Below are 25,056 nucleotides of genomic sequence, written 5' to 3' on the forward strand. Positions count from 1 at the left end.
ATCCTTCTTGTTGTTATGCCGTGGTCTTAATCCAGGCCGGGCTTTGTTTGTTTAAAAATGCATTCAGTCCATTTTTCGCCTCATCTCCCTGGCGAACATGGGCAATATGCTGTGCGGTTTTAAACAGCAGATCTTCAGTCAGGACCTGTTGATCGACCAGTTGAATCAGCTGTTTTGAGGCGTTTTGCGCTGCTGGTCCACCGAGTAAGAGCGCTTCCACAATCTCATCAATTTTGCTGTCGAGCTGTTCTGGTGCAGTCACTTCATGTGCCAGACCAATGGTTTTCGCCTGTTCAGCTGAGATTCGCTCAGCAGTCAGGAAATAACGTGACGCCTGACGGGCGCCAATCGCACGAATCACATACGGACTAATGGTCGAAGGGGCTAATCCTAAACGTACTTCAGACGTTGCAAACTTGGCATCAGTGCTGGCGATACAGATATCACAAGCGGATGCCAGTCCCATACCGCCGCCAAAAGCAATTCCATGGACACGGGCAATCGTCGGTTGTTTTAATGTCGCCAGACTTTGCAACATTTTTGCCAGTTTGAGAGCATCGGCTTCATTGTCTGCCTGTGAGGCCTGACCGGCCTGTTTCATCCAGTTCAGATCTGCACCCGCAGAGAAGCTTTTGCCTCGGCCTGCCAGAATCACCACGCGTACGTCATCACGCTGATTTAAAGACTGGAAACAGGCATGTAGCTCTTCAATGACCTGGGTATTAAATGCATTGTGCAATTCAGCGCGATTAATCCAGACCGTTGCTACCTGATTCTGCTGTTCGAGCTGTAAAAATTGATAGTCCATTTTTGTCACCTCTTACATGCGGAACACGCCGAATTTGGTTGGCTGGATTGGTGCATTCATCGCTGCAGCCAGACTTAGGGCCAGGACTTCACGCGATTGCGCTGGATCAATGACACCGTCATCCCATAAACGCGCAGAAGCATAATAAGGATGGCCTTGGCGTTCATATTGGTCACGAATTGGCTGTTTAAACTGGTCTTCTTCTTCAGCTGACCAGGTTCCACCTTTTTGCTCAATCTGATCGCGTTTCAAAGTCGACAATACGCTAGAGGCCTGTTCACCGCCCATCACTGAAATACGCGAGTTTGGCCAGGTCCACATAAAGCGTGGCGAGTAAGCACGGCCACACATGCCATAGTTACCGGCACCAAAAGAACCGCCAATCACCAGAGTCAGTTTAGGCACATTGGCTGTCGCGACGGCCATCACCAGCTTGGCACCATTTTTAGCAATACCTTCATTTTCATACTGACGACCCACCATAAAGCCGGTGATGTTTTGCAGGAAGATCAGCGGAATATTGCGCTGGGTACATAGTTCAATAAAATGCGCGCCTTTTTGCGCAGACTCAGAGAATAAAATTCCATTGTTGGCAATAATTCCAACTGGCATTCCATAGAGCTTGGCAAAGCCAGTGACCAGGGTAGTCCCAAAGCGTGCCTTGAATTCGTCAAAGCGTGAACCGTCGACAATACGCGCAATCACTTCACGGATATCAAACGGTTTACGTGCATCGCTTGGCACAATGCCATACAGCTCTGAACTGTCAAAACGCGGTGCTTCAATTTCATCTGCAGTTTTATTTGGCTTTTTATTCAGGTTCGCCACAATGTTGCGGGCAATGGCAATTGCGTGTTCATCATTTTCTGCCAGATGATCGGCAACCCCAGATAAACGGGTATGTACATCACCACCACCTAAGTCTTCACTAGAAACCACTTCACCGGTTGCCGCTTTCACCAGAGGAGGGCCGCCGAGGAAAATCGTGCCTTGATTACGCACAATAATGGTTTCATCTGACATCGCTGGCACATAAGCACCACCTGCCGTACAGCTACCCATTACCACTGCAATCTGGGCAATACCCAGACTCGACATACGTGCCTGATTGTAAAAGATACGACCGAAGTGATCACGATCCGGGAATACTTCATCCTGTAAAGGCAGATAAGCACCACCAGAATCGACCAGATAAATACATGGCAAATGATTCTGCTCGGCAATTTCCTGGGCTCGTAAATGCTTTTTCACCGTAAGTGGATAATAAGTACCGCCTTTGACTGTGGCATCATTGGCCACGATCATGCAGGTTACGCCATTCACCTGACCCACACCAGCGACTACACCTGCTGCAGGAACATCATCCTGATAAACCTGATAGGCAGCCAGTTGACCGATTTCCAGAAAAGCCGTGCCTGGATCAATTAAATGATTAATCCGTTCACGCGGCAGTAATTTGCCGCGATCCAGATGTTTCTGACGGGCAGTTTCTCCGCCACCCAAGGCAATTTTTTCTACTTTCTGTTTCAGGTCATCCACCAGTTGCAGCATGGCAGCCTGGTTGGTCTTAAACTCTTCACTACGTATATTGATTTTGCTCTGTAACTGATTCATGACGAACATCCTTGTTTTATTCTAAGTGTTAATGTTTAGGCTGTTTCGTTGAAGAGCTCACGGCCAATGAGCATGCGGCGGATTTCGGAAGTTCCGGCGCCAATTTCATAGAGTTTGGCATCGCGCCATAAACGGCCTGCAGCAAATTCATTGATATAACCGTTCCCACCTAGGGTCTGAATGGTTTCACCCGCCATCCAGGTGGCTTTTTCAGCGGCATATAAAATGGCACTGGCAGCATCTTTACGCAGGCTACGGCTATGATCGGCCTTGTCACATTCAGCGCCGACCGCATAAACCAGTGCCTTACATGCCAGCCAGGTAGAGTACATGTCAGCAATTTTGCCTTGCATCAACTGGAATTCACCCAGTGCCTGACCAAACTGCTTGCGGTCATGAATATAAGGAATCACGGTATCCATGCAGGCATCCATAATGCCCAATGGACCAGCACTGAGAACCGCACGTTCATAGTCCAGACCGCTCATCAGCACTTTGGTTCCATTGCCGACACCGCCAAGCACGTTTTCTTTCGGAACTTCAACATTGTCAAAAAACAGGGGATAAGTATTCGAACCACGCATGCCCAATTTGTCTAAATGAGTGCCGTGACTAAAACCTGGCATATTTTTCTCAACCAGAAAAGCAGTCATGCCTTTGGCACCAGCTTGTAAATCGGTTTTGGCATAGACGACAAGTACATCGGCATCACCACCGTTAGTGATCCACATCTTGGAACCATTGAGTAGATAATGATCGCCTTTATCTTCAGCTTTCAGTTTCATGCTGACTACATCTGATCCGGCATTCGGCTCAGACATTGCCAATGCACCAACATATTCGCCAGAAATCAGTTTTGGCAGGTAACGCTGTTTTTGTTCTTCATTACCATTTCGCTTAATTTGGTTAACACATAGGTTAGAATGGGCGCCATAGGACAAACCAATGGATGCTGAAGCACGGGAAATTTCTTGCATGGCAATAATATGGGCCAGATACCCCAGATTGGTACCGCCATATTCTTCACTGACCGTTAAACCAAGTAGGCCCATATCACCAAATTTTTTCCAGAGGTGAGCCGGGAATTCATTGTCACGGTCAACTTGCTGGGCAATTGGGGCAATTTCCTTGGCGCAAAAAGCGGCCACTGAATCACGAAGCGCAATAAGAGTTTCATCCAAACCGAAATCTAAGCTTTGTAAATTCATTCTTCATCCATCCTGAGATTATATTTGTTGTGTCCAAAAGCATTTTTGTTGTGCTTGTTTTTTTAACATACAACGAAAAATTAAAAAAGTGAACCTATATTCACAAAATGATTTACAATTCATTTTATCTGGTTGAGAATAAGATTATGAGTTATAAAAGATCATCACTGATGCAGGAACGAATGGAACAAAATCGTTTGTCGATTTTACAGTCTGCTCGTGAACTGATTACTCAAGGGGGCTTTAAAGAGGCGTCGATTCAGGCGATTGCAGAACGCGCAGGCGTTTCTACAGGGCTGGTATATCGATATTTTGAAAACAAAAGCCAGATTTTGATTGAGGTTTTGTCGGCAGCGATTCAGCACGAAGTTGGAATTCTTGTTTCCATTGCCGGGTCGGATTTGTCGCCAAAACTGAAATTGCAAAAATCTGTTACAACTTTTGTGAAACGTGCCATGAATAGCCCCCAGTTGGCGTATTCACTTATGTTTGAACCGGTTGATCCGGAAATGGAACATGAGCGTTTTCGCAGTAAACAGCTGCTTAAACAAAGCATTAAGGAAATCCTGGCCGAAGGAAAGGTGAATGGAGAGTTCGAGTTTGAAGATTTAAATACGGCAGCTTTGGGTGTGGTCGGTGCCATGACCTTTGTCGTGATTGAACCTTTAAATCCGTCCCGTAATGTAATGTTTGATCAGAACTACAAGGATCACTTTGTCAAACAGATTGCCGATTTTTGTGTTAACGCAGTACATCGACAGGAGGGAAATTCAGCAGCATAGACGCACAAAAACAGGCACATAGACAAGGTCGTCGTGGTCATAAAACAATTAGTAAAGTTGAAAATCAGAATTACAAAGAATCAAGGAGATCGATTCAATGACACAAGTACGGTTAAGCTATGCCTATGGAACCAGCAGCCAGCCTTTATTGGGTATGACGATTGGTGAAAAATTTGATCAGGCTTGCGAACAATATGCAGATCGCGATGCAGTTGTCAGTATGCATCAGAACATACGCCTGAGTTATCGGCAGCTACAGGATCAGGTCAATGCCTTTGCCTGTCAGCTGCTGAAATTGGGTATGCAAAAAGGTGACCGTCTGGCGATCTGGTCGCCGAACTGTGTGGAATGGACTATTACCCAGTTCGCAGCTTTCAAGGCAGGCATTATTCTGGTTAACCTGAATCCGGCCTATAAAAGCAATGAGCTGGAATATGTCCTGAATAAAGTGTCCTGTAAGGGACTGGTCATTGCATCGCAGTTTAAAACCACGGACTATCAGGAAATCCTGACCAAAATTGCGCCTGAATTAAAACAGGCTGAAAATAAATTACTGAATGCAGAGCGTCTCCCACATTTAAAGCATGTCATTAAAATTGATGAGCAGCAGCATACTGGCATTCATCGTTTTCAGGATTTAATGCCTACACCAAGTGCTCAAGAGCTGGAACAGCTGCAACAGATCTCCACTGATTTGCAGTTCGATGAAACTATCAATATCCAGTTTACTTCGGGAACTACAGGTAACCCTAAGGGTACAATGCTGACCCATAACAATATTTTAAATAATGGTTACTTTGTCGGTGAGGCGATTCACTTAAGTCCAGAAGACCGTGTCTGTATTTCTGTTCCACTATTCCACTGCTTTGGCATGGTAATGGGCAATCTGGCCTGTATTACCCATGGTTCAGCCATGATTTATCCATCTGCCGTATTTAATCCGCTGGAAACCTTAAAAGCCATTCAGCAGGAAAAATGTACGGCAGCTTATGGCGTACCGACCATGTTTATTGCCGTACTGGAACATGAGCAGTTTGACGAATTTGATCTATCCAGTCTGCGTACCGGCATTATGGCGGGTAGCCCGTGTCCGCAGGAAATTATGCAGCGCGTGATTGAGCGGATGCATATGTCCGAAATTACCATCTGTTATGGCATGACTGAAACTGCTCCGGTAAGTGCCCAGAGTTCTACTGAAGACAGTGTTGAACGTCGTGTCAGTACAGTTGGCCGTGTCCATCCGCATCTGGAAGTGAAAATTGTCGATGAAAATGGTAAGGTGGTGCCGCGCGGTCAATTGGGTGAACTGTGTGTGCGTGGTTATTCCGTGATGCTCGGTTATTGGGAGGACCAGGACAAGACGCAGGAAGTGATTGATGCAGCACGCTGGATGCATACCGGTGATATTGCTGAAATGGATGATGAAGGTTTTGTCAAAATTAAGGGACGTATCAAGGATGTGGTCATTCGTGGCGGTGAAAACCTGTTCCCGAAAGAAATTGAAGATTTCCTTTATACCCATCCAGCGGTGTCGGATGTGCAGGTGATTGGCGTGCCAGACCATAAATATGGTGAAGAGCTTTGTGCCTGCATTATCCTGCATGAGAATGATCCATGTACCGAAGAAGCCATCCGCCAGTATTGTGCCGAGCATATTTCTCACAATAAAGTGCCGCGTTATGTGCGTTTCTTCCATGAATTTCCAATGACGGCTTCAGGTAAGGCACAGAAGTTCAAGTTGCGTGAATTTATGCGTGAAGAATTAAATTTAAAAGAGATTGCTTAAATTAATTAAAGCTAAGTTTAAATAGTATTTGATCAGATGACCTGGCGGCATGGATGCCGCCGTTTCATTGTATGGCAAGGATGCCATATCAATGAAACAGAGGGGTTTGGTTACTTTGCCCAGTCAAAGTAACGAAGCACCTGCACAATGGAAGAAGAATCCATCTTGCAAATTGAGGTCATGTATTTAGCAATTTCTTTTAATAGATAAAAATCTATTTCTATATAAATCAGAGTAAACAGATGGCAAAAAACTTTCACAGTGAAGTGGTGGTCGCCAGTTATGATGATCATATCCGTAAACTGATTCCTGGCTATGAACTGGTGCATCAACAGATTGAAGCAATACTCAGTACTGAGCTTCCAGAAAATGCACATATCCTGATTGTGGGTTGCGGAACTGGTTATGAACTATCTTATTTATTGCAACAGCATCCAAACTGGACATTTACTGCGATTGATCCTTCCGCTGCAATGCTTGAGCAGGCAAGGAAGCAGCTGGCTTCTATTGGCGCTGAACAACGAGTTCAGTTTATACAGTGCACCACTCAGGAACTGGATCAACAAAATTCATTCGATGCTGCACTCGCTATTTTAGTCGTCCATTTTATTCCTGAACCTCAGAAATCTGATTTTTTTCAGGCTATCTATCAGAGCCTTAAAGCTGGCGGGATCGGATTGACCTATGATCTGATGCAACCAGAAGATGAGAATGAATTAAAGGTAATGCAAAAAATGGCACAGCAAACCGGACTTAGTGTGCAGCAAAGCGAAAATATGCTGGCCAGATTGCAGCAGGACTTTTTCCTGATTTCAGTAGAAGATTCAAATGAACTTTTAACAAAAGTCGGATTTAAACAGCGCAAAATTTATAGTCAAATCATGAATTATTATGGTTTTTTACTCAGAAAATAAAGATCATGAAACTTTATATGAATTTTAAAGTTTAAGAGAATAATCAAGGAAGTTTAAGAATAATGTCAGCATATTATAGTTTGATCCAGCGCGAGCAGCATACAGATGGCAGTAATACTGCCTATTATCGTTCCAATATTCATGCTCAAGGTGCGTGGAATCCTCATGAACAGCACATGGCGCCAGCAACCGGTATTCTATGTGTTGAACTAGAACAGTTTCAGCCTAGATCAGAAATGCGCATTGGCCGGGTTGGACTGGATATTTTTGGGTTGATTGCATTTGGTGAATTTTCTATTACTACACGCATGATCCGTCCTGGCAAAACTATTGAACTGATTGAGGCGGAAATGTGTGCCAATGGAAAAACCTGTATCGTTGCTCGTGCCTGGAGGATGCTGACTTCGGATAGCCGGGCCATTGCAGGTATCGAAGATTTTCCGATTGAAAGCCCTGAGTTTTTACCGGTTTGGGAGGGTATGAGTTGCTGGCCGGGCGGTTATATTCAAAGTATTGAAACCCGTGCACATCCTGATCATCGTGCAGGCAAAGGCATTGTCTGGCTCAGAAATTCATTGGATATGGTAGAAGGACAACCGACTACAGATTTTAGTCGTTTACTCGGTATGGTCGATACCGCGAATGGCATTGTGCCACGTCAGGATCCAAATGCGGGCTGGGGATTCCCGAATCTGGATTTGCAGATTCATATGCACCGTCTGCCGCAAGGTGAATGGCTGGGGCTGGAAGTGGTGCAACAGTATGGTGAAGATGGGATTGGTCTCACCAGCGGTGTGCTGCATGATATTCACGGGCCTTTCGGTCGCAGTGAACAGATTCTGACCTTACGAAAATTCTAAAACTGATTTAAAAGCAAAAGGATGAATTGATTCATCCTTTTTTTATTGGCATGCTGTGCGCAATGGTTCAGGAATATTGATGAATGCGGATTAGTATTATTGGGGCAGGGCGAGTGGCTTATCATCTTGCCCATGCATTGTCAGCACAACATGAAATTGTACAGATCTACAGCCGGACTCTGGATAAAGCACAGCAACTGGCTGATCAATTTAAAGCGCAAGCCATCGCTCAACCTGAAAATCTGAATCAGGATATAGACTTGATGATCATTGCCGTGAGTGATCAATCAATTGCTGAGGTCATCAGACAAGTCTATTTTTACTTGCAAGATGTGCTGATTGTCCATACTTCAGGCAGTTCTCACCTGAATGTTCTAGCAGATGTACATGCAAAGTCTGGCGTCTTTTATCCATTGCAAACCTTTAGTCTGGAACGTGAAATTGACTGGGAAAATACGCCTTTATTTATTGAAGCGTCTGAGCCAGAAGATCAAGAAATCTTAACTCATTTAGCAAATAGCCTAAGCAAACGAGTTTATCAATATAGTTCGGACCAACGTTTGAGCTTGCATCTGGCTGCAGTGTTTGCCTGCAATTTTAGCAACTACTGTTATGACATGGCCAAGCAGGTAGTAGATGCACAGCAGGTAGACTTTAGCCTGCTTTATCCATTGATTCTGGAAACAGCCCATAAAGCGACGCAAAATGATCCACGCCCGGGGCAGACTGGACCTGCGATGCGTGGTGATCAGAATATTCTGAATATGCATCAGCAGATGCTAGAGCAGTCTCAGCGACAAGACTTGGCAGATGTATATAGATTACTCAGCCAGCAGATTTTAGAACGCCATCAGAGCTAATAAAAAAGCGCTGAATAATCAGCGCTTTTTAGACTTATAGATATTAAGAAATTTTCTTAAAGATAAAGTCATTAATCTTGTGGCCAGCTTCGATCCCGCGACGTTCAAATTTGGTCTGTGGGCGCCATTCAGGACGAGGGTAGCTGTTTCCTTTACCCGCCAGGTTTTCTAAACGTGGACGTTCTTCCAGAACTTCCAGCATCCACTCAGCATACGGTTCCCAGTCTGTTGCAGCATGGAAAGTACCGCCAAGTTCCAGTTTTTGCTCAACCAATGGCATGCGGTCATGAGATACAAAACGGCGTTTAAAGTGACGTTTTTTCTGCCATGGATCAGGGAAATACAGCTGAACGGTGTTGATGCTATTGTCTGGCATTTCACGAAGTACCTGAATCGCATCAGCATCCAGTACACGTAAGTTCGTCACGCCAGCCATACCTGCTTCATACACGCACTGCGCAATACCCGGTACATGCACTTCGATTCCGACAAAGTTACGCTCTGGATTCGCTTTCGCCATGAGAACCAGAGAGCGGCCCATACCAAAACCGATTTCGACAGTCAGCGGACGTTCAGGGTGTTCAAAATGCTGACGCAAATCACCTACCGGATATTCCAAAATTAAGTGACCATATTGTTCAAGCGCAGTACGTTGAGAGGTATTTAATGGCGCTGAGCGGCGCATAAACGTCACAATTTCACGGTGCTCGCTTAAATTGTCCAGCTCCACGACTTGCTGGTCTAATTGATCGTTCGACATAATTTTGGCAAATCTAAAAATTCAGAATGCGGTATTTTAAGTCCTGAGCGGTGCAAGTCAAACTTTTCTCGGTATTTCTCCATAAAAATCGAGCCAGAGATCTCAGACAAAATAAAAGAGCCAGTTGGCTCTTTTATAGATCAAGCTTGATCAGGTACTAAAACGATCGATCAAAGTGCTACTGGCTTCATTTAAACCAATTACAGTCACGTCTATGCCTTGGGCTTTAAACTTCTGGATGACGTTATTGAGCATATTTACTGAAGTTACATCCCAGATATGTGCATGCGTCAGATCTAGCTCAACATGATCTAGCTTTTCCTTAAAATCAAAAAACTGGTAGAACTTTTCTGTACTACTGAAAAAAATCTGACCAGAAATTATATAGCTACGTGAATTAGGCTTATGCAAATAAGTCGAGACATGTACAGTTCTTTCCAGCTTATTAATAAAGAACAGAGCAGAGAGCAATACACCGACAAATACACCGAGCGCCAGATTATGAGTAGCAAGCACGACAATTATCACTGCAATCATCACGGTATTAAATTCTAGCGGATGCTTGCCAAACTGTTTGATTGCACCCCACTGGAAGGTGGTAAATGATACCATAATCATAATAGCTACCAGTGCTGCCATAGGAATATAAGCCAGCCAGTCTTTCAGGAAGACCACCAGACACAGTAAAAATACGCCAGCAACTAATGTCGATAAACGTGTACGAGCACCTGATGAGACATTGATAATCGACTGGCCAATCATGGCACAACCGGCCATTCCGCCCATAAAACCGCTGACAATATTGGCCATACCCTGACCACGACATTCCTGATGTCGGTCACCTTCAGTTCCAGTCACTTCATCAATCACTGTAGTCGTCATCATACTTTCAAGCAGACCTACAGTGGCTAGAGTAAAGGAATAAGGCAGGATAATCTGCAAAGTTTCCAGATTCAGTGGAATTTCTGGAAGAAGAAAGACTGGCAAGGTATCTGGAAACTGTCCCAGATCGCTCACAGTACGCATATCTGCACCAAGCAATAACGCAAGTGCGCTCAGTACGACGATACAGATCAGAGGCGATGGAATCGCTTTACCGATTTTCGGGATATAAGGAAACAGATAGATAATTGCCAAACCTACTAAAATGAACAGATAAGCCGTACTGTCCATCCGGTGAATTTCCGGGATTTGTGCCACAAAAATCAGGATCGCGAGGGCATTCAAGAAACCATATACCACAGCCTGCGACACAAAACGCATCAGCTTGGCAACTTTAAAAAAGCCCGCAATCACCTGAATGATTCCGGTCAGAATCGTGGCTGCAAGCAGGTATTGCAAGCCATGATCCTTGACCAGCGTAATCATCAATAGTGCCATTGCACCTGTAGCCGCAGAAATCATGGCAGGACGACCACCGAAAAAGGCAATGGACACGGCAATACAGAAAGAGGCATATAAGCCGACTTGCGGATCGACACCGGCAATCGCAGAAAAGGCAATAGATTCAGGAATCAGGGCGAGTCCAACCACCAAACCTGCCAGTACATCAGTCCGGATATTGGAAAACCATTCTTCTTTTTTCAGGTTAATCACGAAATATCATCTAAATTTTGAGAACCTGCGTATCTTAAACAGATACAGATAAAAATCTACACAAGATTGACTTGCAAAAGCCTGTAAATTCCTCAATATTGAATATGTAACTGTGCTGAATCACAGTTACGCTTTTTTGCAATTTACAGGTTTGATCACTTGAAAGTTTGTCAGAAGCGATTTAAAACATTGAGAAGTGTATAACAAGGATCAGAAATGAAGCTTTACTATTCGCCAGGCGCGTGCTCTTTGGCAGCTCATATTATTTTAAATGAAATTAATGTCGATTTTGATTTGGAACGTGTTGACTTAAAAACCCATAAAACAGAAAAAGGTGCAGATTATTACGAAATTAACCCAAAAGGTTATGTACCAGCATTAGAAATTAATCCGGGTTTAATTCTTACAGAAAATGTTGCAATTTTACCGTTTCTTGCTCAACACGATCCAAAACAAGATCTGATTCCACCTTCTGGCATGGGACGTGCCAAAGTGCTGGAGTGGTTAGGTTATCTCAATTCAGAACTGCATGATGCTTATGCTGTATTCTTCACTGGAAAATTATCAGATGAAGCCAAAGAAAAAGCATATGCAGAAATTGACCGTTTATTGAGTTATATCGATAAGGCGATTGGTGAATCGGACAATGATTATCTGGTCGATGATAATTTCGGTCCGGCAGATGCTTACCTGTTTGTTCTCACCAACTGGTCGAACCAGATTGAACATGATCTGAGTCCATATAAAAATATTATTCATATCCGTAATAAGGTTGCAGAACGTCAGTCTGTACAGATTGCAATGCGTGATGAAGGTTTGATTCCTTAATACTAAAATTTTGAAAAAGCGTCATAAGGCGCTTTTTTTATTGCTTCCAAAGTAATTGTTGATATTTAGTCAATAATGATTTGCAAAATCACTGCTTTTTAGCAATAAGCAGAGTCTATATAGTGCCTGCATAAATTTTTGGTTTCAGGTTCTTTCCATGAAAAATATTTTATTAATTAATGGCGCAAAAGCTTTTGCCCACTCAAATGGTCAGTTAAATGATACTTTGGCCGAACTGGCTCAAGAAGTATTAACAAAGCTGGGGCATCAGGTTCAGGTAACTCGTGCTGACAATGAATATGATGCAAAAGCAGAAGTAGAAAAATACCTTTGGGCAGATACGGTCATTTACCAAATGCCAGGCTGGTGGATGGGTGCGCCGTGGCCAGTGAAAAAGTATATTGATGATGTTTTTACCGAAGGGCATGGCAGCCTGTATGCAAATGATGGTCGCTCACGTTCAGATGCTTCAAAAAAATATGGCTCAGGTGGCCTGATTCACGATAAAAACTATATGTTATCTCTTACCTGGAATGCACCGATGGATGCGTTTACAGATACCGAGCAGTTTTTTCATGGCGTGGGTGTAGATGGCGTTTACCTACCTTTTCATAAAGCCAACCAATTCCTGGGGATGCAAGCTTTACCGACATTTATTGTGAATGATGTAATTAAAGCCCCTGAAGTTGAAGCGTATATCGCACAGTATCGTGAACATTTAACTCAAATTTTTGCTTAATCAGGAGATATGACCATGCTAACCGTTATTGCTGAAATCATCTGTCATTCGGAACAAGATATGAAAACAGTGCTGGATTCATTTAACAACATCCGCACACAGGTATTACAAGAGCCAGGCTGTCATCTTTATGATGTCTATATTGATCATCCGGCAATTGAGAGCCGATTACAGACCAAAGTGCCTTTTTCAATCATGATGTTTGAAAAATGGGAAAGTATTCAGCATCTGGAAACCCACATGCATAGTGTAAATATGCAGCAACATGCTAAAGCCACTCAAGGTGCGGTTGCGAGTGTAAAGATTCGGATTTTAGAAGCACTTTAAGCTGTAATTCTCAGTTTGAAAGAGTTTGTAATATTTAATTTTATTCGAACTCTTGTGGCTGATTAAATTGAACCTGTTCAAGTTTCAGTGCGTAGCGGTGTTTTAAGGTGGACCATTGAACTTTGGCAAGTTGCGTCTGTTCTGAAAATTCATTTTCATCTGTTGTAGTTTTTAGCTTGCCTGTTAAAAAGTTAATGCTTCGTGCTGTACTCTCACCCGAGGCACGGTGAAAATCATCTACATCATAGCCAATCAATTTAAAAGCATTATCTTGGTATCGAAAGGTATAAGTATAATTGGTGACATACCATGAACCACAGCTTAGCCAGTAGTGTAAATGAACCCGAAGTACACCTTTTTGAATGCTTAAGGCTTCGGATTCACCAAGTGGATCAGTGAGGCAAGGCGACTCTACATCACCTTCGGTTGGCAAAGTAGTATTGCTAGCTGCAAGCTGATAACCATTTGCCTGCTTGAATAAAATCAAAAGTTTTCGTTCGTTGGTATTCAGAACATGATTACCTACACCTGCATTTGCAACAAAGTTTTCGGGATTAGTATCTTCAATAATCAGGGCAATATCCGCTTGACCGTCCTGATTTAAATCACCTTGTGCTTTTTCTAGAACTTTCCAGTTTTTCGGAACAAAAGATTGATAGCTTGATTTAGGAGAACTACCTGTCTGAGGTTTCGCACAAGCACTTTGTGTAAATGCTAGACACAGCAGGGTGCTAAATAGGAAAGGCAGTTTGATCTGATAAAGCATCGGTTTAAATTCCTTTTATTTATAATTTTATTGATGATCAAAGCTGAGTGATAAGTTTAGCAAAATAGGTTAAGTCATCTCTTTGAATATTGGATAGATATTTATGGTGAACTTTAAAGCTTTTTTATAAATTCAACTATGGATTTGAAGTTCCTATTCGAATTAATCCGAACCAAGACGTGAACTTTTAATATTTAATTTTCAAAGTTGACCGGGGTATTGGGTATCTAAATTTAAAAGTCCAGGAGTTTGCTGGAAACTCCTGAACAGATCGACATGATTTAAATAATTTTTTGGGCCTCTAGCCTCGATTATTATTTAAAGAAATAACCGGTTTCAGGTGAGCTGGCATTGGCCATGCGTTTGCGTGGCATACGACCGGCCAGGAATGCTTCACGACCCGCTTCAACCGCCTTACGCATCGCAGAGGCCATCAAGACCGGATTTTGTGCAGCAGCAATCGCAGTATTCATCAGTACGCCGTCACAGCCTAGTTCCATGGCAATCGCTGCATCACTGGCAGTACCGACACCCGCATCAACCAGCACAGGCACTTTGGCATTTTCTTTAATAATCGAAATCGTGTGTGGATTCAGAATCCCCAGACCTGAACCGATCAGACTACCTAAAGGCATGATTGCTACACAGCCCATACTTTCCAGTTCTTGTGCCACGATCGGATCATCTGAGGTATAGACCATGATTTCAAAACCGTCATCAATCAGGGTACGCGCTGCTTTCAAAGTTTCGGTAATATTTGGATAAAGAGTCTTTTCATCACCCAGAACTTCCAGTTTTACCAGGTTATGACCATCCAGCAGTTCACGTGCTAGCATACAGGTGCGTACTGCGCTATTGGCATCAAAACAGCCCGCAGTATTTGGTAAAATGGTGTATTTTTCTGGTGGAACCACTGAAAGCAGGTTCGGTTGGTCTGGATGCTGACCAATATTCACCCGGCGAATAGCAACCGTTACAATTTCTGCACCACTGGCCTGAATGGCCTGATCTGTTTCATTTAAATCTTTATATTTGCCTGTGCCTACTAAAAGACGAGACTGGAATTGGCGTGAACCGATCTGTAATAAATCTTGCATAATTGTTCCAAGTGTTATTAGCCGCCACCGACTGCGTGAATAATTTCTATTTTGTCCGCTTCGCAAATGGGCGTTTCACCCAATCTGCTTTTAGAAATAATCATTTCATTGACCTCAACTGCAAAGCGTTTACCCTCAAGCGCCAGACTTTGAACCAGTTCCAGCAGGTTCTTGCATTGAGTTTCTTGTTGTTCGCCATTGATATACACCAGCATCTTGGCAACCCTCCATGATTATTGATTAAAGCATCAGACCTATTTGAGGTATTTTACGGCATTCCAGGCCAGAATTAACCAGCCAGCAATCATTAAGGCACCACCAATTGGCGTAATTGCACCTAAACCGCGCGGCAGACCCAGTGCCATGACATAGAGTGAGCCACAGAACAGGAAAATCCCCGCCTGGATCAGGAGAAAACTCCATTTGATTGGCAATTCAGGAATTACTCGGCTGATCACTGCTAGAATAAGTAAGCCAAGAGCATGGTAGAAGAAATAATCTGTGGCCGTTTGCCACCAGGTCAACTGTGCTTCAGTCGCTCGAGTCTTTAAACCATGGGCACCAAATGCGCCGAGCATGACTGCAAGCGCAAGATTCAGTGCTGAAATCGCAATCCACATTTGAATTGACCTTCCCAATAAAGTTTGCGCTTAACCTTAGCATAAAAGCTAAGGCTGAAACACGGCATTAAAAGACAAAAAAAGCCTTCATATATGAAGGCTTTTTCTTAAGATTAGTAGTTTATTAATTCAATACATCAGTTTGAAGACATTGCTACTTTAATCTTTTCCATTGCATTCTTTTCAAGCTGACGGATACGTTCGGCGGAAACATTATATTCAGCTGCCAGTTCATGCAAGGTTGATTTTTCATCATCCAGCCAGCGACGCTGCAAGATATTACGGGAACGGTCATCTAACTGTTCCATCGCTTCATGCAGAGCAGAGGTGCTTTGTTCCTCATAGTCTTCATTTTCAATCAGACGTGCCGGGTCATAACGGTTGTCTTCCAGATATAGTGCTGGAGCAACGTGAGTTGAATTTTCGTCATCATCGTCACCTGATGCTTCAAATGCTGCATCATAAGCCGTCAATCGGCCTTCCATTTCCAACACCTGTTCTGGTGTTACATTCAGGTCATTGGCAATCGACTGAGCTTCTTCAAGCGTTAACTTTTTAGAAGACTTTTTCAGACTACGTAAATTGAAGAACAGTTTACGCTGCGCTTTAGTGGTCGCAATTTTGACAATACGCCAGTTACGAATTACATATTCATGAATTTCAGCTTTGATCCAGTGCACCGCAAATGACACCAGACGTACGCCCATACTAGGGTCAAAACGCTTAACGGCTTTCATCAGGCCAAGGTTGCCTTCCTGGATCAGGTCACCTTGAGGCAGGCCATAACCTGCATAACTACGTGCAATATGTACCACGAAACGCAAATGAGACATGACCAGCATTTTTGCTGCGTCCAGGTCCTGGTCGTAGTAATAGCGTTCGGCCAACTCTTTTTCTTGTTCGGCCGTCAAAATAGGAATTTGATTGACAGTGCTAATATAAGCACCAAGATTGACACCTGGCGCCGATAATGACAGGGGCATCAATTGATTGCGGCTGTCACTCATGTGTTCTCCTTGAAGTGCGGGGGATTTAACCCTTAACTAGGTTTTATCTTAATCCAAACTCTCCTCAAATAATGGATATTTGGGTAGAGAAATGTAAACTTTTATACGAGTATGGAGAGCATCCAGTTTAATTGAAAATTTTTAAGATTCAATCAGGTAGTGATACTCGGTTGCAGAAATCTGTTGAGATTCGCATTTTAACTGATGCATTTGGCAATACCGTGTAACATCAGTTTGACTATGTGGATCTGATGACTTTAGCAAGAATGTTTTGCCCTGATCTGCTTTTAATGCACGCTTTAACATCAGGAGCGGCATCGGACAGGGCTTACCCATGGCATCAATAATATGCGCTTGACCGTGGTTATCACTCATTTCCGTTTTATTCATATCGCAAAAAAAAGGCTATAAATATTAGCAAATAGGATGCCAAAACCCAACTATTTGGCTAAAAAGTTACATGAAATAATATATATAATTTTTCTGATATATATTGTGAAAAAAATAACTAAATCAAAAGGAACAAAGCTAAAAAATATCTATTAATTGTCATAAACCCATGTTAAGCTCGTTGCGTATTTAGGATTTCAGATAAACAAATTGATTGTTTTTCGCCCTATACACAATGGATGTAACCGGGATTTTGTTAATAGTTTTACAGAATGATTACAAGCTTAAAAATAATATTTTCAAACTTGTTTGCTCTGCTGTTTGCAACACCGGGTGGTCCTTTTTTTAGTATCAATGAGGATTAACTTATGACAGCTGCTCGTGAACAAGGCGTAGTTAAATGGTTCAACGACACTAAAGGCTTCGGCTTTATTCAACGCAACGGCGGTGATGACGTATTCGTTCATTTCCGTGCAATCCAAGGCGAAGGCCACCGTTCACTTCGTGACGGCCAACGTGTTGAATTCAGTGTAGTTAAAGGCCAAAAAGGCTTCCAAGCTGAAGAAGTTCAACCATTAGACTAATCTTCGGATTAAGCTAATAAACGCCCCAATATAAATTGGGGCGTTTTTTGTTTATACTATTCCATCTTAGTGATTATCAAATTAGAGCAGCGCTTTATGTCATCTGGTTTTGAAACCTTAAATTTACATCCCCAACTGAAAAAGGCAATTGATGCTTTAGGCTTTACTTCCATGACGCCGATTCAGCAGAAGGTTTTAAAATTCACCTTGGCAGGACATGATGCTATTGGTCGTGCACAAACGGGTACGGGTAAAACAGCCGCATTCCTGATTAGCGTGATTAATGACTTGCTGAATAATCCGGTAAAAGAACAGCGTTATCGTGGTGAACCGCGTGCACTGATTCTGGCACCAACACGTGAACTTGCCCTGCAAATCGAAAGCGACGCGCATGAGCTGACCAAGTTTACTGACCTGAGTGTCGTAACACTTCTAGGTGGTGTAGATTTTGACAAGCAGAAAGCTCAATTGGATAAAGCGCCAGTGGATATCATGGTTGCTACTCCAGGGCGTCTGATTGATTTTGTCGAGCAAAAAGAAGTCTGGCTGGATCAGATTGAATTCCTGGTGATTGATGAAGCTGACCGTCTACTGGATATGGGTTTTATTCCATCAGTAAAACGTATTGTGCGTTTCTCGCCACGCAAAGAGCAGCGTCAGACGCTGATGTTCTCTGCAACTTTTAGCTATGATGTCTTGAATCTGGCACAGCAATGGTTATTTGAACCGGTCACTGTCGAAATTGAGCCAGAGAAAAAAACCAATGCCGACGTAGAACAGCGTGTGTATATGGTGGCGAAAGCAGACAAATATAAGTTGCTGCAAGACATTCTGCGTGATGAGCCGATTGAAAAGGTCATGATTTTCGCTAACCGTCGTGATCAGGTACGTAAGCTATATGATCATTTAAAACGTGATGGTTATAAGGTGGTAATGCTGTCAGGTGAAATTGCCCAAGACAAACGCTTAAAAATGTTAGACCAGTTCAAAAATGGTAAACATAACATCATGATTGCGACAGACGTTGCCGGTCGTGGTATTCATGTGGATGGCGTATCTCATGTGATTAACTTCACTTTACCTGAACAGTCCGATGATTACGTACACCGTATTGGTCGTACTGGTCGTGCGGGAACGCGTGGTGTAAGTATCAGTTTCCTGGCGGAAGATGATGCGTTCTATTTGCCAGAGATTGAAAAAGCGATTGGACAAAAATTACCGCTGACCCGTTTGGAAGGCTATTGCTAATCTAAACTGCAAAAAAACCGCTCTTTAAGAGCGGTTTTTTATTACTGCATATGTTGAAGCTTATTTGGCTTCACAGCGGAACGTTAAAACAGTCTGATAATCATCATTCTGGTTCAATCCGGTGTTGGTGCCGGCAATATTGCCTAATACAGTCGCAGCAGCCTGAATCATTTGTCCGGTCTGTTCATCGACTACACCTTTTAGTGCACCATTATAAGAAGTTTTTTCATCCAGAATAATCGCAGTTGCTTTAGAGCCACATGTTTTGCTGGCTGCATTCACTGCATTATTTTTAGAGGTTAACTGGTTTTTACCTAATCCTGTTACTTCAAACTGATTATTTTCCTTTTGAACCGCTACTGAAGTCGGGTTAGATGCACAGGCAGTTAAAAGTAGAGCTGAAGCTGCTAATCCGCTGATCGCAATTGTTTTTTTCATCATAAAATCTCGCTTGAAAACAGAACTGGGAATATTGAAACACAGTAAAAAGCACAGAATTAGGAGCTGTTGTATAAGTTTGGCAATTTTTGATGTTGCTCTATGAGAGAAAAGTGAATGAAAGAGACATTTTATTGATTCCACGGAAAATATTGTAATCTTCCTTAAATATTTTCGGGGTAGAGGTATTTGCAAGTTTCTAGAGTATTGTTAGTGGAATATGCTAATCTTGACCGTAGTTTTTAAGTTATAGATCTATAAAGCAATGACGGAATCTGTGGTCGACATCGTTCATCAAAATATTCACCAACGTCAATCAATAGGACATTTGCTGGCACCTGCGCCGAATGCAGAACAGTTAGAAATGGCATTTAAAGCTGCTTTGACAGCACCGGATCATCACCGGTTAAAACCTACCACTTTTGTGATCATCCCGGATGCGCAACGTGAAGCATTTGGTGAACTGTTATCGCAAGCACTGATAGATCTGGGTCAAACTGAATCAGCTCAGATTGAACGGGTCAAGAATCATCCTTTTCGTGCACCTTTGCTGGTACTGGCATTAACCCGTTTGCAGGATCATCCGAAAGTGCCACATTTTGAGCAGATTTTGAGTTCAGGTGCCGCTATTCAAAACTTCTTGCTGTCTTTGCAGGCTCAAGGTTTTTCAACTATGTGGCGTAGTGGCGCAGTAGTAGAATCAAAATTTTTCAAGCAGTCGCTCGGCATTGGTAAGGATGATCTGGTTTCTGGCATTATCTATATCGGTACGGCGGCAAAAGCGATTGCACCACGTGCTGAAATCCAGACCCAGAATTATGTAAGTTATTGGAATCAAAACTAAGGCATTTCAAGACACAGGATATTAGAAAACAAGATGTCAGAATTAAATTTTACCGATTTGATTGAACCGGTAGTGGTCAACCAGAATACGGCTTTAAGAATTACAGTTTTAGGCGGTGGTAGTTTTGGTACTGCAATGGCCAATACCGCGGTTCGAAATGGCTGCGATACCATGATCTGGATTCGTGATCCGGAAGTAGCTGAAGATATTAATGCAACACATATCAATAAACGCTATCTACCGGATTTTAAGCTGGAAGAAAATCTGCTTGCTGTGTCCGATCTGGAGAAGGCTGTTCGTGATCGCGATATTATTCTAGTCGCGATTCCAAGCCATTCTTTCCGTGATGTGTTGCAGCAGATCAAGCCCTTTATAACCTCTCAAGCGGTGATTTCCCTGACAAAAGGGATCGAAGCCAATACCTTCAGCTTTATGAGTGACATCATTCGTGAAGAACTACCGGAAGTGCCTTATGGTGTGCTGTCTGGTCCAAACCTGGCCAAAGAAATTGTCGCAGGTCAGCCGGCAGGTACGGTGATTGCCAGTGAATCTGAACTGGTACGTTATGCAGTGCAACAGGCACTCCATAGTGCATTATTCCGTGTCTTTGCCAGTGATGATGTGCATGGCGTAGAACTGGGTGGCGCATTGAAAAATATTTATGCGGTCGCGATGGGAATGGCGGCTGCCTATAATGTCGGTGAAAATACCAAAAGTATGATTCTAACTCGTGCGCTAGCTGAAATGAGCCGATTTGCAGTCAAGCTGGGTGCAAATCCGCTAACTTTCTTGGGGCTTTCTGGTGTAGGTGATCTATTTGCCACTTGTAACAGTCCGCTGAGTCGTAACTATCAGGTCGGTTATGCATTAGGTAAGGGTAAAACCTTAGAGCAGGCGACGACTGAACTGGGTCAAACTGCGGAAGGGATCAACACCATTGTGCAGGTAAAAGCGCGTTCAGAAGAGCTGGATGTTTATATGCCGATTACAACTGCCTTGTATGAAGTGATCTTTGAAGGAGCGCCGCCGCTGACGATCGCTTTATCTTTGATGAAAAATGGTCATCGCAGTGATGTGGAATTTGTCTTGCCACATCATCAAGTCTGATCTATAACACAGGAAGAGCGATGATTATAATGCTGACTGATGACCGTAGCGACAAAATAAATAGGGAATAAGATGCAACTGACTTTAGTGCGACATGGCGAAGCCGCGCCACCAGTGAGTGGGAATGATAGCAAACGTCCCCTAACGGAACGCGGGCATCACCAGGCGGAACAGACAGCGCAGTATTTAAAGGACATCATTAAACCGGAAGTATTTGTGGTCAGTCCTTTATTGCGTGCGCAGGAAACTCTGGCGCATTTACAGCACTATTTTAAAGATGTGCCCGTGGTGATCTGTAATACCATCAAGCCTGATGATGATGCTAAAGTTGCAGTTGAATGGTTATCGCAGTTGCCGTATGAGTCCATTGCGGTGGTTTGTCATATGAATGTTGTGGCGCATATTGCCTCCATTCTCGTGACTGAGTCTTTTCATCCATTTCATTTATCAGAAGCACGTATTTATGATCAGGCCGTGATTGCACCAGGCTTATCAACACAAGTTAAAAGCTTTATTCCAACAGTATAAAAACCAATTAAAACGGTAGAACACAATCGATGTTGTATTTATGGATGCCGGAAGCCAATGGGGTTTGGCAATGGTCAAAGGGGGAGTTCTGGAACACTGCTGCAACACTTGAGCAGCTGATTCAGGATATTCAGGCTTATCATGGTGAAGAGGCGACGGTCTTTTTTCCAAGTCGTCATGTGCAAATTTTGCAGCAGACTTTGCCAAAGAGCCAATATAAAAAAATGGGCAATGATGGCATTAAATATCTGTTAGAAGAATATGTAGTACTGCCTGTCGATACCATGAAAGTGCTGCATCATTTTCAGCAGCCTGACCAGATCAGTATTCTGGGGATTGCAAATTCTACAGTTGAAACTTTGCAGCATGCCCTGAATTTGATTCCTGTTAAACTCGCTGCATTATTGCCAGACTTTCTGGTTTTGCCAGTGCCTGAACATGCGCAGCAGCGCGTTATTGCACAAATTGGTGGGCATTTGCTGGTACGTGAAGCTGAATATATCGGCCAGTCAGTGGATGATCTGAGCCTTTATCTGGATTTTCAGTCTAAAGATCTGGAATATCAGGTCAGCAATCTCAGCCCTGAACAAATGAGCAGTTTAGAAGCGGTAGCAACACGTGAACAATTAAACTCGTTCCAATATACGTTGCCAATGCTAAAAAAACTGAAACAGCATCCATTTAATATCCTGCCAAAGGGTAAATCGGATCATACTGTTTCCGGTTACTGGAAAGCCTGTGCGGCGGTTTTTCTTGGGATTTTAGTACTACAGTTTACTTATGATGCGGTGCGCTGGTATCAATATAAAAAAGTCGCCAATACCACTGCGATGCAGGCGATTGACCAGTTTAAATATTGGTTCGGACAAAATTATCCGGTCACTGAGCAGAATATTAAAAGTCAGTTTGAAGCCCAGCTTCGTCAAAGTCAGACTGCGGATACTCAGGCTTTGCAGCTCATTAGCCGAGTCGGGCCGGTGTTGATGCAAAACCAGATTGTGGCACAGCGTGTCAATTATGATCCGTCTGGATTGAGTCTGCAGTTACAGTCCAATTCATCTGAAAGTTTAAATACTTTGACCAAGCAACTGGGGCAGCAGGGCTTTAAAGTAGAATTGGGGAATATACAGGCGAATGGAACAGGCGCCGTAGGGCTGGTGAAAATACAATAATGAAAGCTATTGAAACCTTACAGAACCGCATGGATCTGCAAATTGAAAAACTGACCGATTATCTGGATCGTTTGTCAGCACGTGAACGCATTCTGGTAATCTTTACCACAATCTTTGTGCTGGTGACCGCTGTTGCGAGTGCACTCTGGGCAATGCATCAGGCAGCAGATACCCAGCAGAAACGTTTAAATGATCTAAAAGATACGCTGGTCTGGATGCAAAGCAATGCTGTTACTATGAAGCCGGCAGGAGACTTGCAATTAGATGCAGCAGAAAAAGTGCAGCGTATTGCTCAGCAACAAGGGCTGTCGGTTGCATCACAGCAAATGGATGGAAAAATTCAGTTGATGCTGTCTCATGAAAATTATTCTGTGCTGGCCAACTTCCTGACACAGTTGGCACAAATGGGGCTAAGTATCGAGAAAATGGAACTAAATAATGAAGCAGGGCAGATTAAATTAACAGCGACTGTGCAATAACTGGTAAAAATAAAGATTTGCAAAGCATGGTTTTTTTGTCAGCCTATGCCTATAATATGCCGACTTAAAAAGCAGTAGACTTTTCTAGATATGTTGTATTCTCTAGCCCGCCCTTTGTTGTTTTCTTTAGCACCAGAGCGTGCACATGAGCTGACACTATCACTATTAAAATCATCCCATAAAATGGGCATGATGCGTCAAAATGTTGCTGTGAAACCTGTGACCTGTATGGGAATCGAATTTCCTAATCCGGTCGGTCTTGCAGCAGGGTTAGATAAAAATGGTGCCTATATTGATGCCTTGGCCAGTCAAGGCTTTGGTTTTATTGAAATTGGTACCATTACTCCACGCCCGCAACCTGGTAATCCTCATCCACGTTTATTCCGTCTTCCGAAAGCCAAAGCGATTATTAACCGTATGGGTTTTAATAATGATGGTGTGGACAAACTGATTGAAAACGTTAAAGCTGCAAAATTTAAAGGTGTACTGGGAATCAATATCGGTAAAAACGCTGATACTCCGGTAGAAAAAGCAGTAGATGATTACCTTATTTGTTTAGAAAAAGTCTATAATTATGCTTCCTATATCACCGTTAATATTTCTTCTCCAAATACCAAGAACCTGCGCAGTTTACAAAGTGGCGATGCACTGACTGAATTGCTGGAAACGCTGAAGAATCGTCAGCTGGAACTGGCTCAGGAACATCAGCATTACGTTCCTCTGGTATTAAAAGTTGCACCGGATCTTGAAGCTGAAGATATTGCCTTTATTGCCAAGCAGTTATTGCAATACAAGATTGATGGTCTGATCGTGACCAATACCACATTGTCACGTGAAGGTGTGGAAGGTCTGGAGCATGCAGAAGAAGCGGGCGGTTTATCAGGCGCGCCAGTCTTTGAGAAAAGCACGGCATGTCTGGCTGCATTTGCAGAGGAATTAAAGGGACAAATTCCATTGATTGGTGTGGGTGGTATTCTTTCAGGTGCGGATGCGCTGGCCAAGAAAAAAGCTGGTGCAAGCCTTGTACAAGTCTATAGTGGCCTCATATATACTGGGCCGGAACTGGTTAAAGACTGTGTAGCCGCGCTTTAAATCCTATGAATGCCATTGATATCTTTCTACTGATTATCTTGCTCATTGGAGGGCTCAACGGTTTGCGCCAAGGATTTATTAAAGCCTTTGCGAACTTAGTGGGATGGATTTTTGCCTTGATTATTGCGGCGAAATATTCAACACTACTTGCGCCCTCAATGGTTGCTCTCAGTACAGATCCAGTGGTACAGAAGATTGCAGCCTTTGCCTTTATCGTTCTGATGATTGTGGTACTCACCTGGATTGTCACCTTTCTGCTCAACCGCATTTTAAAAACCCTGAAACTCGGTCCGCTGAATCGTCTTGCGGGCGGTGTTTTCGGTAGCCTGAAAGGTTTGCTGATTGTTCTGATTACCATGCAGGGGATTGGCCCTTGGGTGGAAAGTTCGCCGCACTGGAAGCAGTCCAAATTTATACAGGTCTTATTGCCATATGCGCCTTGGGCAACAGAGCTCTCCAAAGAAGCCGCAAATGGCGCCCTGCAACATATCAAGTCTGAAGGGGCACAGAAACCTTCAGATTCCTCATCTGAACCGGCATCCAAGGCCAAGAGTTCAGATGCGTCAACGAATAATCCTTTTTATTAATCCTAGCTTGTCTGC

General features: G+C 43.2%; 29 protein-coding genes. 17 read left to right on the forward strand and 12 right to left on the reverse strand.

Annotated elements, in window-relative coordinates; genetic code table 11:
* Positions 1-13: 13 nt before the first annotated feature.
* The 3 genes from FTU72_RS09870 to FTU72_RS09880 are packed head-to-tail and all read right to left on the reverse strand — an operon-like array spanning position 14 to position 3,630.
* Positions 14-808 carry an enoyl-CoA hydratase/isomerase family protein gene (locus tag FTU72_RS09870; protein ID WP_004782487.1) on the reverse strand — a complete coding sequence of 265 codons (795 nt, stop codon included), beginning with the start codon at positions 806-808 and terminating at the stop codon, positions 14-16.
* 12 nt (positions 809-820) lie between these two features.
* Positions 821-2,422, reverse strand: a complete 1,602-nt coding sequence (locus tag FTU72_RS09875) for a carboxyl transferase domain-containing protein (RefSeq protein ID WP_004782485.1) — start codon at positions 2,420-2,422, stop codon at positions 821-823.
* Positions 2,423-2,457: 35 nt separating this feature from the next.
* Positions 2,458-3,630, reverse strand: a complete 1,173-nt coding sequence (locus tag FTU72_RS09880; protein ID WP_004782484.1) for an isovaleryl-CoA dehydrogenase — start codon at positions 3,628-3,630, stop codon at positions 2,458-2,460.
* Between the two features lie 146 nt (positions 3,631-3,776).
* On the opposite strand from FTU72_RS09880, the gene FTU72_RS09885 reads away from it, so the two are divergent.
* The 5 genes from FTU72_RS09885 to FTU72_RS09905 all read left to right on the forward strand — a co-directional run bounded on the left by FTU72_RS09885 (position 3,777) and on the right by FTU72_RS09905 (position 8,832).
* A complete protein-coding gene (locus FTU72_RS09885; RefSeq protein WP_004782481.1) occupies positions 3,777-4,412 on the forward strand; it encodes a TetR/AcrR family transcriptional regulator in 636 nt (211 codons plus the stop codon).
* A 97-nt stretch (positions 4,413-4,509) separates the two neighbouring features.
* Positions 4,510-6,198, forward strand: a complete 1,689-nt coding sequence (locus tag FTU72_RS09890) for an AMP-binding protein (protein WP_004782479.1) — start codon at positions 4,510-4,512, stop codon at positions 6,196-6,198.
* Positions 6,199-6,440: 242 nt separating this feature from the next.
* On the forward strand, positions 6,441-7,112 hold the full coding sequence (locus tag FTU72_RS09895) for a class I SAM-dependent methyltransferase (protein ID WP_034702126.1): 672 nt from the start codon (positions 6,441-6,443) through the stop codon (positions 7,110-7,112).
* A 62-nt stretch (positions 7,113-7,174) separates the two neighbouring features.
* Positions 7,175-7,972 (forward strand): thioesterase family protein, encoded by a 798-nt coding sequence (locus FTU72_RS09900; protein WP_179992277.1) that lies wholly within the window; start codon positions 7,175-7,177, stop codon positions 7,970-7,972.
* A gap of 83 nt (positions 7,973-8,055) precedes the next feature.
* Positions 8,056-8,832 carry a Rossmann-like and DUF2520 domain-containing protein gene (locus FTU72_RS09905; RefSeq protein WP_179992278.1) on the forward strand — a complete coding sequence of 259 codons (777 nt, stop codon included), beginning with the start codon at positions 8,056-8,058 and terminating at the stop codon, positions 8,830-8,832.
* Positions 8,833-8,875: 43 nt separating this feature from the next.
* On the opposite strand, the gene trmB is transcribed toward FTU72_RS09905, so the two are convergent.
* Positions 8,876-9,592 carry a tRNA (guanosine(46)-N7)-methyltransferase TrmB gene (gene trmB, locus FTU72_RS09910; protein WP_004782474.1) on the reverse strand — a complete coding sequence of 239 codons (717 nt, stop codon included), beginning with the start codon at positions 9,590-9,592 and terminating at the stop codon, positions 8,876-8,878.
* Between the two features lie 150 nt (positions 9,593-9,742).
* Complete coding sequence (locus tag FTU72_RS09915) at positions 9,743-11,188, reverse strand: SulP family inorganic anion transporter (RefSeq protein ID WP_179992279.1); 1,446 nt, start codon at positions 11,186-11,188, stop codon at positions 9,743-9,745.
* Positions 11,189-11,404: 216 nt separating this feature from the next.
* Between FTU72_RS09915 and FTU72_RS09920 the strand changes: the two genes are divergently transcribed.
* The 3 genes from FTU72_RS09920 to FTU72_RS09930 all read left to right on the forward strand — a co-directional run bounded on the left by FTU72_RS09920 (position 11,405) and on the right by FTU72_RS09930 (position 13,082).
* Complete coding sequence (locus FTU72_RS09920; protein ID WP_004782472.1) at positions 11,405-12,016, forward strand: glutathione binding-like protein; 612 nt, start codon at positions 11,405-11,407, stop codon at positions 12,014-12,016.
* Between the two features lie 157 nt (positions 12,017-12,173).
* Positions 12,174-12,755, forward strand: coding sequence for an NAD(P)H-dependent oxidoreductase (locus FTU72_RS09925; protein WP_179992280.1), 582 nt, complete (start codon positions 12,174-12,176; stop codon positions 12,753-12,755).
* Between the two features lie 15 nt (positions 12,756-12,770).
* Positions 12,771-13,082 carry a putative quinol monooxygenase gene (locus FTU72_RS09930; RefSeq protein WP_179992281.1) on the forward strand — a complete coding sequence of 104 codons (312 nt, stop codon included), beginning with the start codon at positions 12,771-12,773 and terminating at the stop codon, positions 13,080-13,082.
* 40 nt (positions 13,083-13,122) lie between these two features.
* Here FTU72_RS09930 and FTU72_RS09935 read toward each other — a convergent pair whose 3' ends face one another.
* The 6 genes from FTU72_RS09935 to FTU72_RS09960 form a co-directional block, all read right to left on the reverse strand.
* Positions 13,123-13,848, reverse strand: a complete 726-nt coding sequence (locus FTU72_RS09935) for a hypothetical protein (protein ID WP_179992282.1) — start codon at positions 13,846-13,848, stop codon at positions 13,123-13,125.
* Between the two features lie 314 nt (positions 13,849-14,162).
* Positions 14,163-14,945, reverse strand: coding sequence for a thiazole synthase (locus FTU72_RS09940; protein ID WP_034702140.1), 783 nt, complete (start codon positions 14,943-14,945; stop codon positions 14,163-14,165).
* A gap of 17 nt (positions 14,946-14,962) precedes the next feature.
* Complete coding sequence (gene thiS / locus FTU72_RS09945; RefSeq protein ID WP_005235073.1) at positions 14,963-15,160, reverse strand: sulfur carrier protein ThiS; 198 nt, start codon at positions 15,158-15,160, stop codon at positions 14,963-14,965.
* 39 nt (positions 15,161-15,199) lie between these two features.
* On the reverse strand, positions 15,200-15,565 hold the full coding sequence (locus FTU72_RS09950; protein WP_004782466.1) for a DUF423 domain-containing protein: 366 nt from the start codon (positions 15,563-15,565) through the stop codon (positions 15,200-15,202).
* A 137-nt stretch (positions 15,566-15,702) separates the two neighbouring features.
* On the reverse strand, positions 15,703-16,572 hold the full coding sequence (rpoH, locus tag FTU72_RS09955) for an RNA polymerase sigma factor RpoH (RefSeq protein WP_004782464.1): 870 nt from the start codon (positions 16,570-16,572) through the stop codon (positions 15,703-15,705).
* Positions 16,573-16,713: 141 nt separating this feature from the next.
* Positions 16,714-16,947 carry a sulfurtransferase TusA family protein gene (locus FTU72_RS09960; protein WP_175968201.1) on the reverse strand — a complete coding sequence of 78 codons (234 nt, stop codon included), beginning with the start codon at positions 16,945-16,947 and terminating at the stop codon, positions 16,714-16,716.
* Between the two features lie 383 nt (positions 16,948-17,330).
* Here FTU72_RS09960 and FTU72_RS09965 point away from each other — a divergent pair, with 383 nt between their 5' ends.
* On the forward strand, positions 17,331-17,546 hold the full coding sequence (locus tag FTU72_RS09965; RefSeq protein WP_004782461.1) for a cold-shock protein: 216 nt from the start codon (positions 17,331-17,333) through the stop codon (positions 17,544-17,546).
* Positions 17,547-17,642: 96 nt separating this feature from the next.
* Positions 17,643-18,794, forward strand: a complete 1,152-nt coding sequence (rhlB, locus tag FTU72_RS09970; RefSeq protein WP_004782458.1) for an ATP-dependent RNA helicase RhlB — start codon at positions 17,643-17,645, stop codon at positions 18,792-18,794.
* 60 nt (positions 18,795-18,854) lie between these two features.
* Here the strand turns inward: rhlB and FTU72_RS09975 are convergent, their stop codons facing one another.
* Positions 18,855-19,232 carry a hypothetical protein gene (locus FTU72_RS09975; RefSeq protein ID WP_171505595.1) on the reverse strand — a complete coding sequence of 126 codons (378 nt, stop codon included), beginning with the start codon at positions 19,230-19,232 and terminating at the stop codon, positions 18,855-18,857.
* Positions 19,233-19,497: 265 nt separating this feature from the next.
* On the opposite strand from FTU72_RS09975, the gene FTU72_RS09980 reads away from it, so the two are divergent.
* The 7 genes from FTU72_RS09980 to FTU72_RS10010 all read left to right on the forward strand — a co-directional run bounded on the left by FTU72_RS09980 (position 19,498) and on the right by FTU72_RS10010 (position 25,041).
* Positions 19,498-20,076: a nitroreductase family protein gene (locus tag FTU72_RS09980; RefSeq protein WP_034169994.1), complete on the forward strand. Its 579-nt coding sequence runs from the start codon at positions 19,498-19,500 to the stop codon at positions 20,074-20,076.
* 33 nt (positions 20,077-20,109) lie between these two features.
* Positions 20,110-21,183: an NAD(P)H-dependent glycerol-3-phosphate dehydrogenase gene (locus tag FTU72_RS09985; protein WP_034704062.1), complete on the forward strand. Its 1,074-nt coding sequence runs from the start codon at positions 20,110-20,112 to the stop codon at positions 21,181-21,183.
* A gap of 72 nt (positions 21,184-21,255) precedes the next feature.
* Positions 21,256-21,711 (forward strand): histidine phosphatase family protein, encoded by a 456-nt coding sequence (locus tag FTU72_RS09990; RefSeq protein ID WP_179992284.1) that lies wholly within the window; start codon positions 21,256-21,258, stop codon positions 21,709-21,711.
* Positions 21,712-21,740: 29 nt separating this feature from the next.
* Positions 21,741-22,883: a type II secretion system protein GspL gene (gspL, locus tag FTU72_RS09995; RefSeq protein ID WP_179992285.1), complete on the forward strand. Its 1,143-nt coding sequence runs from the start codon at positions 21,741-21,743 to the stop codon at positions 22,881-22,883.
* The gene (gene gspM, locus FTU72_RS10000; protein WP_004782448.1) at positions 22,883-23,362 is read left to right on the forward strand and encodes a type II secretion system protein GspM; all 480 of its coding nucleotides are present in this window, start codon (positions 22,883-22,885) and stop codon (positions 23,360-23,362) included. Before gspL ends, gspM begins: the two co-directional genes overlap by 1 nt.
* 90 nt (positions 23,363-23,452) lie before the next feature.
* Complete coding sequence (locus tag FTU72_RS10005; RefSeq protein WP_005235085.1) at positions 23,453-24,454, forward strand: quinone-dependent dihydroorotate dehydrogenase; 1,002 nt, start codon at positions 23,453-23,455, stop codon at positions 24,452-24,454.
* A gap of 5 nt (positions 24,455-24,459) precedes the next feature.
* Positions 24,460-25,041, forward strand: a complete 582-nt coding sequence (locus FTU72_RS10010; RefSeq protein ID WP_005235088.1) for a CvpA family protein — start codon at positions 24,460-24,462, stop codon at positions 25,039-25,041.
* Positions 25,042-25,056 lie beyond the last annotated feature (15 nt).

Origin of the sequence: Acinetobacter sp. YH12137 (genome assembly GCF_013418535.1) — a bacterium.
In the GTDB taxonomy this organism is placed as follows: Bacteria; Pseudomonadota; Gammaproteobacteria; order Pseudomonadales; family Moraxellaceae; genus Acinetobacter.

Bases quoted from the DNA above. Each gene is read 5' to 3' on its own strand.
- FTU72_RS09965 (WP_004782461.1), top strand. From the start codon at position 17,331: ATGACAGCTGCTCGTGAACAAGGCGTAGTTAAATGGTTCAACGACACT.
- trmB (WP_004782474.1), bottom strand. From the start codon at position 9,592: ATGTCGAACGATCAATTAGACCAGCAAGTCGTGGAGCTGGACAATTTA.
- FTU72_RS09980 (WP_034169994.1), top strand. From the start codon at position 19,498: ATGACGGAATCTGTGGTCGACATCGTTCATCAAAATATTCACCAACGT.
- FTU72_RS09880 (WP_004782484.1), bottom strand. From the start codon at position 3,630: ATGAATTTACAAAGCTTAGATTTCGGTTTGGATGAAACTCTTATTGCG.
- thiS (WP_005235073.1), bottom strand. From the start codon at position 15,160: ATGCTGGTGTATATCAATGGCGAACAACAAGAAACTCAATGCAAGAAC.
- FTU72_RS09940 (WP_034702140.1), bottom strand. From the start codon at position 14,945: ATGCAAGATTTATTACAGATCGGTTCACGCCAATTCCAGTCTCGTCTT.
- FTU72_RS09960 (WP_175968201.1), bottom strand. From the start codon at position 16,947: ATGAGTGATAACCACGGTCAAGCGCATATTATTGATGCCATGGGTAAG.
- rhlB (WP_004782458.1), top strand. From the start codon at position 17,643: ATGTCATCTGGTTTTGAAACCTTAAATTTACATCCCCAACTGAAAAAG.
- FTU72_RS09870 (WP_004782487.1), bottom strand. From the start codon at position 808: ATGGACTATCAATTTTTACAGCTCGAACAGCAGAATCAGGTAGCAACG.
- FTU72_RS09875 (WP_004782485.1), bottom strand. From the start codon at position 2,422: ATGAATCAGTTACAGAGCAAAATCAATATACGTAGTGAAGAGTTTAAG.
- FTU72_RS09900 (WP_179992277.1), top strand. From the start codon at position 7,175: ATGTCAGCATATTATAGTTTGATCCAGCGCGAGCAGCATACAGATGGC.
- FTU72_RS09890 (WP_004782479.1), top strand. From the start codon at position 4,510: ATGACACAAGTACGGTTAAGCTATGCCTATGGAACCAGCAGCCAGCCT.
- FTU72_RS09990 (WP_179992284.1), top strand. From the start codon at position 21,256: ATGCAACTGACTTTAGTGCGACATGGCGAAGCCGCGCCACCAGTGAGT.
- rpoH (WP_004782464.1), bottom strand. From the start codon at position 16,572: ATGAGTGACAGCCGCAATCAATTGATGCCCCTGTCATTATCGGCGCCA.
- gspM (WP_004782448.1), top strand. From the start codon at position 22,883: ATGAAAGCTATTGAAACCTTACAGAACCGCATGGATCTGCAAATTGAA.
- FTU72_RS09950 (WP_004782466.1), bottom strand. From the start codon at position 15,565: ATGTGGATTGCGATTTCAGCACTGAATCTTGCGCTTGCAGTCATGCTC.
- FTU72_RS09895 (WP_034702126.1), top strand. From the start codon at position 6,441: ATGGCAAAAAACTTTCACAGTGAAGTGGTGGTCGCCAGTTATGATGAT.
- FTU72_RS09985 (WP_034704062.1), top strand. From the start codon at position 20,110: ATGTCAGAATTAAATTTTACCGATTTGATTGAACCGGTAGTGGTCAAC.
- FTU72_RS09920 (WP_004782472.1), top strand. From the start codon at position 11,405: ATGAAGCTTTACTATTCGCCAGGCGCGTGCTCTTTGGCAGCTCATATT.
- FTU72_RS09975 (WP_171505595.1), bottom strand. From the start codon at position 19,232: ATGAAAAAAACAATTGCGATCAGCGGATTAGCAGCTTCAGCTCTACTT.
- gspL (WP_179992285.1), top strand. From the start codon at position 21,741: ATGTTGTATTTATGGATGCCGGAAGCCAATGGGGTTTGGCAATGGTCA.
- FTU72_RS10005 (WP_005235085.1), top strand. From the start codon at position 23,453: ATGTTGTATTCTCTAGCCCGCCCTTTGTTGTTTTCTTTAGCACCAGAG.
- FTU72_RS09905 (WP_179992278.1), top strand. From the start codon at position 8,056: ATGCGGATTAGTATTATTGGGGCAGGGCGAGTGGCTTATCATCTTGCC.
- FTU72_RS09930 (WP_179992281.1), top strand. From the start codon at position 12,771: ATGCTAACCGTTATTGCTGAAATCATCTGTCATTCGGAACAAGATATG.
- FTU72_RS10010 (WP_005235088.1), top strand. From the start codon at position 24,460: ATGAATGCCATTGATATCTTTCTACTGATTATCTTGCTCATTGGAGGG.
- FTU72_RS09885 (WP_004782481.1), top strand. From the start codon at position 3,777: ATGAGTTATAAAAGATCATCACTGATGCAGGAACGAATGGAACAAAAT.
- FTU72_RS09935 (WP_179992282.1), bottom strand. From the start codon at position 13,848: ATGCTTTATCAGATCAAACTGCCTTTCCTATTTAGCACCCTGCTGTGT.
- FTU72_RS09925 (WP_179992280.1), top strand. From the start codon at position 12,174: ATGAAAAATATTTTATTAATTAATGGCGCAAAAGCTTTTGCCCACTCA.